This window comes from Rubrivivax sp. A210 (genome assembly GCF_904426505.1).
Classification (GTDB): Bacteria; Pseudomonadota; Gammaproteobacteria; order Burkholderiales; family Burkholderiaceae_C; genus Rubrivivax.
Genome location: NZ_CAJGBN010000006.1, coordinates 27,188 through 37,824, shown reverse-complemented (window position 1 = coordinate 37,824; position 10,637 = coordinate 27,188). Strand labels below are relative to the sequence as shown.

The 10,637-nt window shown below is 68.8% G+C and carries 5 protein-coding genes; 4 read left to right on the top strand and 1 reads right to left on the bottom strand.

Annotated features, from left to right (window positions below):
* Positions 1 to 6: 6 nt before the first annotated feature.
* The 3 genes from JMV16_RS06250 to JMV16_RS06240 are packed head-to-tail and all read left to right on the top strand — an operon-like array spanning position 7 to position 4,083.
* Positions 7 to 1,005 (top strand): glycosyltransferase family 4 protein, encoded by a 999-nt coding sequence (locus tag JMV16_RS06250; protein ID WP_201493331.1) that lies wholly within the window; start codon positions 7 to 9, stop codon positions 1,003 to 1,005.
* On the top strand, positions 1,002 to 1,823 hold the full coding sequence (locus JMV16_RS06245; protein ID WP_201493330.1) for an FkbM family methyltransferase: 822 nt from the start codon (positions 1,002 to 1,004) through the stop codon (positions 1,821 to 1,823). The genes JMV16_RS06250 and JMV16_RS06245 overlap by 4 nt, the downstream gene beginning before the upstream one ends.
* Positions 1,729 to 4,083 (top strand): tetratricopeptide repeat protein, encoded by a 2,355-nt coding sequence (locus tag JMV16_RS06240; protein ID WP_310737071.1) that lies wholly within the window; start codon positions 1,729 to 1,731, stop codon positions 4,081 to 4,083. The genes JMV16_RS06245 and JMV16_RS06240 overlap by 95 nt, the downstream gene beginning before the upstream one ends.
* A gap of 14 nt (positions 4,084 to 4,097) precedes the next feature.
* On the opposite strand, the gene JMV16_RS06235 is transcribed toward JMV16_RS06240, so the two are convergent.
* Entirely contained in the window at positions 4,098 to 6,836 is a 2,739-nt protein-coding gene (locus tag JMV16_RS06235) for a cation-translocating P-type ATPase (protein WP_201493328.1), read from the bottom strand.
* Between the two features lie 640 nt (positions 6,837 to 7,476).
* On the opposite strand from JMV16_RS06235, the gene JMV16_RS06230 reads away from it, so the two are divergent.
* A complete protein-coding gene (locus JMV16_RS06230) occupies positions 7,477 to 10,566 on the top strand; it encodes an AAA family ATPase (RefSeq protein ID WP_201493327.1) in 3,090 nt (1,029 codons plus the stop codon).
* Positions 10,567 to 10,637 lie beyond the last annotated feature (71 nt).

The window sequence follows — 10,637 nt, the reverse complement described above, 5'->3', positions numbered from 1 at the left end:
GCCGCCATGTCGGCCAGGCCTTCGATCTACTACGCCTGCACGCTGCCGGTTCGCGCCGGTGGCGAGCTGGTGAACTTCCAGCATGTGGCATCCCTGCGCAAGCAGGGTTTGCGGGCGTTTGTGTTGCTGGACCCGGCCTCAAAGGTAGGGGTGCCGAGCCAGCCCTATTCGGTGCCCATGGTGCATTGGGGCGAGCATGTGGCGTTCTCGCCCGAGGACTGGCTGGTGGTGCCCGAGGTCATGCCGCCGGAGAGCTTTGCGCAGTTGGCGAAGCTGCCTTGCCATGTGGCCATTCACAACCAGAACCCGTTCTACACCTTCCGTGGCTTTGTGGATGTGGCCAGCATGAACGCCTACCCCCTGGGTGGCGGCCTGTGCTGCAGCCAGTTCACGCGCGACACCTTGCTGCGGTGGGGCTCGACCACCGACTGGCAGGTGGTGCGCCCCATGGTGTTGCCCCACTTCGCACAGGCGGCCCGCCAGGCCACGCCGCTGCGCCAGATTGCCTGCATGCCGCGCAAGCGCCCGGCCGATGCGGCGGCCCTGAAGACCCTGTTCCGCGGCCTGTACCCTGAGCATGCCCAGGTGCCCTGGGTCGAGATCCATGACATGACGCGCCCGCAGGTGGCGCAGGCCCTGGCGCAATCGCGGGTCTTTGCCAGCCTGAGCCGCGACGAAGGCCTGGGCCTGCCGCCGCTGGAGGCCATGGCCGCCGGTTGCCTGGTGTGTGGCTTTGATGGCGGCGGCGGCACCGAGTACGCCACCCCTGAGAACGGCTACTGGGTGGCCGAGGGCGACCTGGAAGGCTTTGCCCGTGCCCTGCACACCGCGCTGACGCTGGAAGCCGGCGCGGTGAGCGCCAGGGTGGCTGCCGCGCAGGCCACCGCCGCGGCATTCAGTGAAGCCAGCTTCGACCGCCAACTGGCCGCGGCCTGGCAGCACCTGCTGGGCCGGCAGGCGCCAGCCTATCGTTTGGCCGCTGTTCCGGACCGGTGCGCCGCATGAACCAGATCAATCACCTGGTGCAGGCCGACCTGGAGTGGGACGACGCCCACCGCCGCTTCTGGATGGACACCTGTGCCGGCCGCGACCAGGTGGCCATGACGGTGCTGCGAGAGGGTTGGGCTGCCTATGAGCCGCCCTTGCCTGCGCTGGTGGCGCAGTGGTGCCACGCGCTGCGGCCGGTCTTCCTGGACGTTGGCGCCAACACCGGCTTCTACAGCCTGCTGGCGCTGGCGGCCGGGGCCGTACACGCCCATGCCTTCGAGCCTGTGCCGGAGATCGCTGCGGTTCTGAGCAGCAACGCAGCCGTGTCCGAAGCCACTGACCGGCTCAGCCTGCATGTGGCCGCACTGGGCGAGACCGATGGCGAAGCCACGCTGTATTTCCCGCTGGCCGATCACGGCCTGGTGGAAACCTCGGCCTCGCTGAACCCGCAGTTCCGCCCCAGGCATTCCGGGCAACGCCAGGTGGCGCTGGCACGGCTCGATACAGCCTTGGCGAACCGCCTGCCGGCAGGGGTGCCTGTGCTGGTGAAGATCGATGTGGAATCCCGTGAGCCCGAGGTCTTGAAGGGCGCCATCCGCTTGCTGAGGACCGCCCGGCCGGCCCTGGTGTGCGAGCTGTTGCCGGGCTATGACAGGGCGTTCTTCCAGGCCCTGTGCCGGGACGGCAACTACAGCCACTTTGCGCTGGACAGTGGCGAGCCAGTGGAGGGCGAACTGGCGGATGCGTCCGAGGCCTGCCGCGACCACCTCTTCCTGCCGGCAGAGCACAAGGCCCTGTGGCTTGAACCCTTGGCGCCACAGGCCCATGAAGGTTGATCAGGCACTCAGGCCACGAAGCCTTGCGCAGGCCGCCGCCGAGGCCGCTCGCCACGCCGAGGCCGCGCTAAGGTTCAATGAGGCCAATGCGGCGTTTCGTGATCAACGCTGGGCCGATGCGCTGGCCTTGTCGGGCCAGGCGCTGGCGCTCGATGCGGAGCTTGCCGTGGCCCATGTGCTGCAGGCCCGCTGCCATGTGCGCATGGACAGGCTGGAAGAGGCACGCGATGCCTTTGCGGGCGCGCTGCGGCTGGACCCCGCCCACTTCTCGGCCTGGCTGGAACTGGGCAATGTGAGCCGCCGGCTGGGCGCCCGCGAGCGCGCCGTGCAGTGCTACGAGCGCGCCGCAGCGTGCAATCCGCAGGACAGCCGCGGCTACCTGGCCTGTGCGCGCGCACTGGAAGAAATGCAGGAGGCGCAGGCGCAAGACCAGGCGGCCAGCTACTACCACAAGGCCCTGATGCTGGCCGCCGGCGATGCCAGGAAGCAGGTGGAAGCGCACCACACCATGGGTCGCTTCCGTCTGGATGCCGGCCTCGCCCCGCGCGCCCTGGAGGCCCTGCGGGCCGCCGTGCTGACCATGTGCCTGGAGCCCGGGAGCTTCTCCATCGATGCGCAATGCGAAGTGCTGATCGACCAGGCCGACGCCCTGTTGCGCCTGGGTCTGCGTGAGGAGGCCCTGACCACGCTGACGCGGGCCTCGGCGGCAGCGGCCGAGGGAACGCTCACCCGGCTGGCGCAGTTGTCGTTTCGATTCAACCTGTGGCAGGAGGCCGTGGAGGTCCTGCGCCGCAGCGTGGCCTTGCATCCCCACAGCGGCGCGGCGCATTACAACCTCGCGCTCATGCTGACCGAGAGCTGGCAGATGGAAGACGCGCTCGCTGCGCTTGACGCCGCGCAGGCGCAGGCATCCATGCCCGATGCCGCCTCCATGCGTGCAGCCATTGCCGGCAAGATGGGCGACGCGGACGCCGCCCTGAAGCACTATCGCGCCCTGGTGGATGCGGGCGATGCGTCACTGCGATCCAGCGTGGCCATGAGTTCCCTGTACTCCGACACGCTCAGCGCCCAGGAAGTGGCGCAACTGCACCGCGAACTGTTTGCAGGGATGGGGCAGGGTGCGCGCGATCGCTCCAGCTTCCAGAATGACCGTGACCCGCAGCGCCCCTTGCGCATCGGCCTGGTATCGGCAGACTTTCACCACCAGCATCCGGTCAACCTCTTCATGCAGCCCATGCTGGCGCGCTGGAACCGGGAGCAGTTTCCGCTGACCCTGTACTTCACGGGCGTGAGTCACGACGACCAGACCCACCTGGCCAAGTCGCGTGTCAGCGTGTGGCGCGAAATGACCCAGGCCACGGCCGCCCAGTTTGCCCGGCAGGTGGAAGCCGATGGCATCGACATCCTGATCGACCTGGCCGGGCACACCTCGATGCAACGCATTGCACTCTTCGCGCAACGCATGGCTCCGGTGCAGGCCACCTTCCTGGGCTACCCGGGCTCCACCGGCATCCCCAACATGGACTGGATCTTTGGCGACCCGGTCGTCACGCCGCCCGAACACGACGCGCTGTATTCCGAGCGGGTGGCCCGCCTGCCGGACACGGTGTTCTGCTACGCACCCGAGGCGGATTACCCCTACCCCGAGATGCCGGACGCGCAGGCCTTGCGGCCGCTGACCTTTGGGTCGTTCAACAACATTCCCAAGCTCACCCCGCACACCATCCGCCTGTGGGCCCGGGTGTTGGGGGCCGTTCCGGATTCGCGCCTGATCCTGAAGGCCCCGAGCTTTCAGGACCGGGGTGCGCGCGAGCGCTACGCCAGGCTCTTTTCACAGCAGGGGGTCGACGCGCAGCGCATCGAGTTCAGAGGCCCCGTGGGCCTGAGCGACATGATGGCGGAGTACGCCGACGTGGACATCGGTCTGGACCCGGTGCCTTACAACGGCGGCACCACCACCCTTCAAGCGATGTGGATGGGCGTTCCGGTGCTGGTGAAGGAAGGCGGGCATTTTGTGTCGCGCATGGGTGCGAGCTTCATGCGTGCAGCCGGTTTGCCCGACTGGATTGCCACCGATGACGATGCCTACGTCCACATCGCGGCCCGCATGGCGCAAGACCGGCAGGCCTTACTCAAGCTGAAGCGGGGTCTGCGCCAGCGCACCCTGGCCGCCGCGGCCTGGAACCCCGAGCTTTACACCAGGAACTTCGGCTTGGAACTGCGCAAGATCTGGTCTTCGACTTGGACCAATGGTCGATGATCGCAGTCCTGCCCTCAAGACACGGTTGCGGTCAGCGCTTCAGGTTCGGCACGAAAATGCCGCCACCCACGCAGCCCCAGCTTGCGGGCCTCTTCGAGCAGCAGGACCGACGAGGCAACGCCTGCGGCAACAAGCCAGTCCGCCCAGGCCATGCCCGTGGTGCCGAAGAGGCGCGTCGCGGGCCCCCAGTGTGTCGCCAGCATCTGCAGCAAGAGCGCTGCGCACAATGACACCCACAGCATCCGGTTGCTGAAGAACTGCGCGTTGAAGGCCGATCCGTTCTCGTTGCGCGCATTGAACACGTTGAACAGCTGGAACAGCACGAAGGTCGTGAAGGCCAGGGTCAGCGCCCGATCCTGCGGCCCGGTCTGTTGCCCGTGGTACAGCACGCCCAGGGTACCGATCATCATCGTGGTGCCGTAGGCAAAGACTCGCGCGACGCGCTTCAGCGGCAGCACCGGCTCGCCCCGTGGCCGGGGGGGCTCGTCCATGATTCCCGGCCGCGCGGCGTCGAGCGCGAGCGACACGGCCGGCGGTCCGTCCATGATGATGGCGACCCACAGGATCTGCAGCGCGGTGAAGGGTTCGGGCAGGCCCAGCAGTGGCGCAGTGAAGACCGTCAGGATCGCGCCGATCGTCGTCGACAGTTGGAAGCGCACGAACTTCAGGATGTTGTCGTACAGCGTGCGACCGTGGCGCACGGCCGTGACGATGGTCGCAAAGTTGTCGTCGGTCAGCACCATGGTGGCGGCTTCCTTGGCCACCGCCGTGCCGGCCACGCCCATGGCCACCCCGATGTCGGCCTGCTTCAAGGCAGGCGCGTCGTTGACACCGTCGCCCGTCATCGCCACGACGTGGCCCTTGGCCTGGAGCGCGCGCACGATGGCCACCTTGTTGCCCGGCGACACCCGGGCAAAGACGGCCACATCGTCAACAGCGTCTGCAAGCTGCCGCGCATCCATTCGGTCCAGTTCCGCGCCCGACACGGTGCGACCCGCGAGCCCCAGCGCCCCGGCAATGGCGGTTGCGGTGGTCTGGTGATCGCCCGTGATCATCTTGACGGCAATGCCGGCGTGCTGGCACTCGGCGATGGCTTGCCTGGCTTCGGCGCGAGGCGGGTCCATCAGGCCGACCAGTCCGACGAAACACAACTCGCCGACCGTGCTTGACAGATCGCCGCTCGCATCGAAGCTACCGGCTGGCAGCGTGCGGGTGGCAACCAGCAGGCCGCGCAGCCCGCGTTCGCCGAGGGCCTGGTAGTCGGCGGCGATCTGAAGCCGGCGCGGCGCGTCGATCGGTGGCGGCAACTCGGCCGTATTCGAGCGGGTTCGCCAGGTCGAACAACGGGCCAGGAGCACGTCAGGCGCGCCCTTGACGAACACCTGAATCTGCTCGCCATCGGCATGAAAGGTCGCCATGAACTTGTGAGCCGAATCGAATGGCAATTCAGCCACGCGCGGCAAGGCGCGCTCGACCTCTTCACGCACCACGCCGCCCTTGGCGGCCAGCACCAGCAGCGCAGCCTCCATCGGGTCGCCGATGATCTTGCCTTCCTCGATGCGGCTGTCGTTGCAGGCCACCAACGGTTGCAGTAGCGCGGTCAGCTCGGCCGCGACCAAGGGTTGGGCCGGTGCAGCGCCCGCCTCGGTGATCGAACCCGTCGGCTCGTAGCCCTCGCCCGACACCTCGAATGTCCGGCCTTGGTAGCCGAAGGTCGTTGCCGTCATCTGGTTCAGCGTCAGCGTCCCTGTCTTGTCAGAGCAGATGACGGTGGTGCAGCCCAGGGTTTCGACACTGGCCAGGCGCTTGACGATCGCGTGCTGGCGGGCCATCTTGTGCATGCCCAACGCCAGCGTGACCGTGACCACCACCGGCAGACCCTCAGGCATCGCAGCCACGGCCAGGGCGATGGCGTCCAGCAGGATGTGCGGGAGGCTCTTGCCACGCAGAAACTGCATCAGCGAAAGCAAGGCCACCAGCATCAATGCAATCGCGCCGAGGCGCTTGGCGAGCTGATCGAGCTGAACCTGCAAGGGGGTCGGCACCTCGACGGTGGCTGCCAGTTCGCGGGACAGCTTGCCCATCTCGGTGTGCGAGCCGGTGGCAGTCACCAACACTTCGGCGCGCCCCCGGGTCAGCAGCGTGTTCATGTAGACCATGTTGCTGCGGTCGCCGAGCGGCGCGTCTCCACTCGCAAGCGCTTCGCACTGTTTGGCTGCAGGATGAGACTCGCCCGTCAGCGCCGATTCATCGATCTCCAGAGCTGCAGCCACGATCAGCCGGCCGTCGGCGGACACGCTGTCCCCCGCTTCGAGCAGCAGGATGTCGCCGGGCACCACCGTTTCGGCGTCGATCTTCTGGCTGCTGCCATCGCGCCGCACGGTGGCGTTGGCCGGCAGCATGGACTTCAGCGCGTCCAGGCTGCGTTCTGCGCGGTACTCCTGGTAGAAGCCGACCAGCGCATTGATGATGACGACGGCCAGGATCACCGACGCATCCTTGACGCTGCCGACCCATGCTGCCAGCAGCGCTGCGCCCAGCAGGATAACGATCATGACGCTCTTGAATTGGGCCAGCAGCACCCGCCAGGGTGAGCGCGGAGGCATGACAGGCAATGCGTTCGGGCCCCACTTCGCCAGGCGCTCGGCGCTCTGCTGATGGCCCAGGCCGACATCCGCGCGCACATCCAGTGCCGACGCGACGGTGTCTGCGCTGGCAGTGTGCGCCGATGTGGGCAGTAGGGCGCTTGTCATGGCGTGCGAATCTGATACGGCGGCGTGCGGCCGTGTCGACGGAATGCAGGGCCAGCCGGCAGCAGCGGCTTGTATGTGTTCATATTGCCTTTCGAGCGGGGCTTCCAGCCGGCTTGCGCGCTACCGCCGACGCAGACAGAGGCTCGCAGCTCTTGCCCATGGCCGGAATGGCCGTGCCGCTTGCCGCTCGCAGCATGGACTTGCACGTTGCAAGGGTCTGTGTGACAGCGTACCCAGCATCCAAGGCGAGCGCGATCAGCGCAATGCCCCGTCCGAGCCTGCAGTTCATTCCTGCCGTCGACGCCTAGCGCATCTTGGTGATCCGTGCCCCTCCGTACAGACGCAGACCGGAATCGATCGCACCGTCCCTGACGGTCAAAGTCTTGCGTCGCGAGAGGGTGGATCACCCTCGGATCAATGCCAAAGGATCACGCGATGCAGGCCCTGATCGAACGGCTGTGGTTGCACAGCGTGACGATCACCACGCGTCCAAGGTGCGGGCGCTGTCAGTGGCCCTGCCATCGCAGGCTGGGACCACACCAACGCTGGGCGACATTGCAGCTGCGCTGCGCCAGGACACGGCCCTGGCACCACCGGGAGACGCTGGCGCAGCGCCGCGCAGCGGCAGATAAGATCCTGCATGGTCCCCGAACCTGCCGCCTCGCCACAGACTCGAATGCTGCTGTGGGGACGCCCCGAACTGCACAGCAACGGCGCCGTGTTGGCACTGGCCCCCGAACGCCGCTACCAACTGCTGGCGCTGCTGGCCCTGCACGAAGGCAAGTGGGTGGACCGCGATCACCTGGCCACGCTGCTGTGGCCCGGGCATGACCCGGCGGCTGCACGCCGCAACCTGCGCAAGGTGCTGCACCAGGCCCACGCCGTGCCGGGCGCCCAGGCGCTGGAGTCCAACGATCATGCCTTGCGCTGGGCGGTCGATACCGACCTGCTGGCTTTCGAGCGCGCCGTGCTGGCCTTGCCCGGCCTGCCCTGGGCGCGCAAGCCGCTGCAGGGCCCCGAGCGCCGCGACTGGCGCGCCCGCATCGACGCCGGCGGGCTGGACGGCACCTTGGCGCTGCGCCGCGGCGCGCTGCTGCAGGGCCTGGTGGAGCGCGCCGACACCGCGCTGCGTGACTGGCTCGCGGCTGAGCGCGAGCGTACCGACCGAGCCTGGCACACGGTGGCGACGTCCTGCCTGCGCATAGGCTCGGCGCCTGCCGCGTGCAGCCGCATCGCGCAACGCATGCTGGATGTCGATGCACTCGACGAAACCGCCGTCGCCGCCTTGCTGACCGCGCACCTGGCGCAGGGCCACAGCACGCAGGCCCAGGCGCTGTACCTGATTTATGCGCAGCGTGTGCGGGCCGAGCTGGGCGTGGAGCCTTCCAGCGCTCTGCGCGCCCTCATGCTCGCGCCGGCCCAGCCTCCGCAGCACACGCAGCCGCAGTACGTGCGGCGCGAGGTGGCCGTGGCCGCCGCCGCGCCCGCGCTGTTTATCGGCCGCAAGACCGAGTTGACGGAACTGTGCGCGCTGCTTGAGCGGCCCGAGTGCCGGCTCGTGACCCTGCTCGGGCCTGGCGGCGCGGGCAAGAGCCGGCTTGCGCGGCAGGCCCTGGCCCCGGGCGCCGCGCTCAGCGCGCCCTTTGGCGGAGGAGTGCTCTGGGTCGATCTAGAAGACGTGTCCGACACCGCCGCCGTGCCCGCGCGCTTGGCGCAGAGCCTGGGCCTCGTGGGCGAAGCCGCCGATGACCCCGTCACGCGCCTGTGCAGCGCGCTGCCGGCCACGCGCACGCTGTGGGTGCTGGACAACGCAGAGCATCTGCCCGAACTGGGCCCGCTGCTGGCACGCCTGCTGAGCGGGGCACCGGCCTTGACCATGCTGGTCACCTCGCGCCGGCGCTTGCATGCTGTCGACGGGTGGGTGCTGCCGCTGGCCGGCCTGGCGGTGCCCGACGACGAAAGCCGCGACCTGGACGCCGCCGCCAGCTTTGACGCCGTGCGCCTGTTCGATGTCCGTGCCCGCCTGGCACAGCCCGGGTTTCAACTGGCGCGCCATCTCGACGCGGTGTTGGACATTGTCGGCGCCGTGGCCGGCATGCCGCTGGCCATCGAGCTGGCGGCCGCCTGGGTGCGCCTGCTCACGCCGCAGCAGATTGCGGCCGACCTGCGGCACTCCATCGAGCTGCTCGAACGGGACCCTGCCAGCCCCGTGCCTCTGGCGCGGCCCGACCATGCCAGCCTGCGCATGGTGCTGCAGCGCAGCTGGGCCCTGCTGGCGCCGCGCGAATGCGAGGCCCTGGCGGCGCTGGCCGTCTTCAGCGGCGGCTTCACGCACAACGCCGCCCGTGCGGTGGCGCACTGCCCACTGCCGCTGCTGTCGGCCCTGGTGGACAAGAGCGTGGTGGCGGTGGCAGAGGGCGGCCGGTTCGGCCTGCACCCGGCGGTGGCCGCCTTTGCCAACGAAGGCCTGGCGCAAGACCCGCCCCAGGCCGAGGCGCTGCGCCTGCGGCATGCCGAACACTTCAGTCGCGTGCTGGCCGCGCTGGCGCCGCACGCCATTGGCGACCCCCGGCCCCTGGTGGCGGGCGTGGAAGCCGAGTTCGCCAACCTGTGCGCGGCCTGGCGCTGCGCGGTGCAGGCCGGCCGCGTGGACTGGGTCGCCACCATGGTGCGGGCACTGTGGGCTTATTTTGAAAGCCGCGGGCGTCAGCGCGAAGGCATCACCCTGCTCGCCCCGGCGCTGGCATTGCCCGCGGACACCGCACCGGCGCGGCACGCGCAGTCGCGCCTGCGCCACGGCTTGTCGATGCTGCACCACCGCGCCGGCCTGGCCGAGCAGGCGCTGCAACTGGCACGCAGCGGCACCGTGCTGGCCGCCGACGGGCCCGACACCGAAGCGTGGATAGGCTGCGTGCTGGGCACCGGCAACTGCCTCTGGCGGGACGGCGCCATCGACGCAGCCATCGAGCGTTTTGAATACGCGGTGGCGCTGGCCCGCAAACGCGGCGACGCGCAATGCACGGCCTGGGCGCAGGGCAGTCTCGGGGTTGCACTCATCGAAGCCGGGCGGCCGCAGGAGTCCGAAAGCTGCCTGTTGAATGCCCTGGCGGGCAGCCGCGAAGTGGGTGATCTCTACAACGCCGGTTGGCACCTCGCCAACCTCGGCCGGCTGGGCCGCAGCGCCGGCCACCGCGCGGGCTTGGATGCGGCCCGTCACTGGTACGCCCAAGCCCTGCGCCATGCCCGCGACCATGACATCGCCATCATCGAATTGCACGCCACCGCCGGCATGGGCCATGTGCTGCGCCAGGAGGGTGCGCTTGTGGGCGCACGCCAGCATTTTGATCGCGCCGTGCAGATGAGCCAGCGCAACGGCCGGCTGGTGCTCATGGAGTCTATCGAGCAGGGCCTGGCGCAACTGGCGCTTAACTCGGGCGAATGGGCCGAAGCGCACCGGCTGGTGCAAAGCCTGGTGCGGTCTGCGCAGCAAAGAAACTGCGCCAGCGACCTTGGCGAAGCCGTTCTCATTCATGCGGAGTGGCTGCAGACGGCCCGGGGCGACTGGGCCGCAGCCCGGGACGCCTTGCTTTGCGTGCTGCAAATGGACGGCCTGGCCGCGCCGGCCCGCCAACTGGCGCAAGCCAGCCTGGCCGCCTTGCCCGCGGCCTTGCCGGAAGCCGCACCGGGGCCCAGCCTGGCCGATGTGGTTGACCGCCTCTTGCAGGTTTGATGCGGCGTCTTTGCGGGCATGCGTCGCATGCCCGCGCCAGCCACGGCGCACCGCGAAAGGCCGAGGGAAAC

Excerpts from the sequence above, each read along its gene's own strand:
- JMV16_RS06250 (WP_201493331.1), top strand. The coding sequence starts at position 7 with ATGTCGGCCAGGCCTTCGATCTACTACGCCTGCACGCTGCCGGTTCGC.
- JMV16_RS06245 (WP_201493330.1), top strand. The coding sequence starts at position 1,002 with ATGAACCAGATCAATCACCTGGTGCAGGCCGACCTGGAGTGGGACGAC.
- JMV16_RS06240 (WP_310737071.1), top strand. The coding sequence starts at position 1,729 with ATGCGTCCGAGGCCTGCCGCGACCACCTCTTCCTGCCGGCAGAGCACA.
- JMV16_RS06235 (WP_201493328.1), bottom strand. The coding sequence starts at position 6,836 with ATGACAAGCGCCCTACTGCCCACATCGGCGCACACTGCCAGCGCAGAC.
- JMV16_RS06230 (WP_201493327.1), top strand. The coding sequence starts at position 7,477 with ATGGTCCCCGAACCTGCCGCCTCGCCACAGACTCGAATGCTGCTGTGG.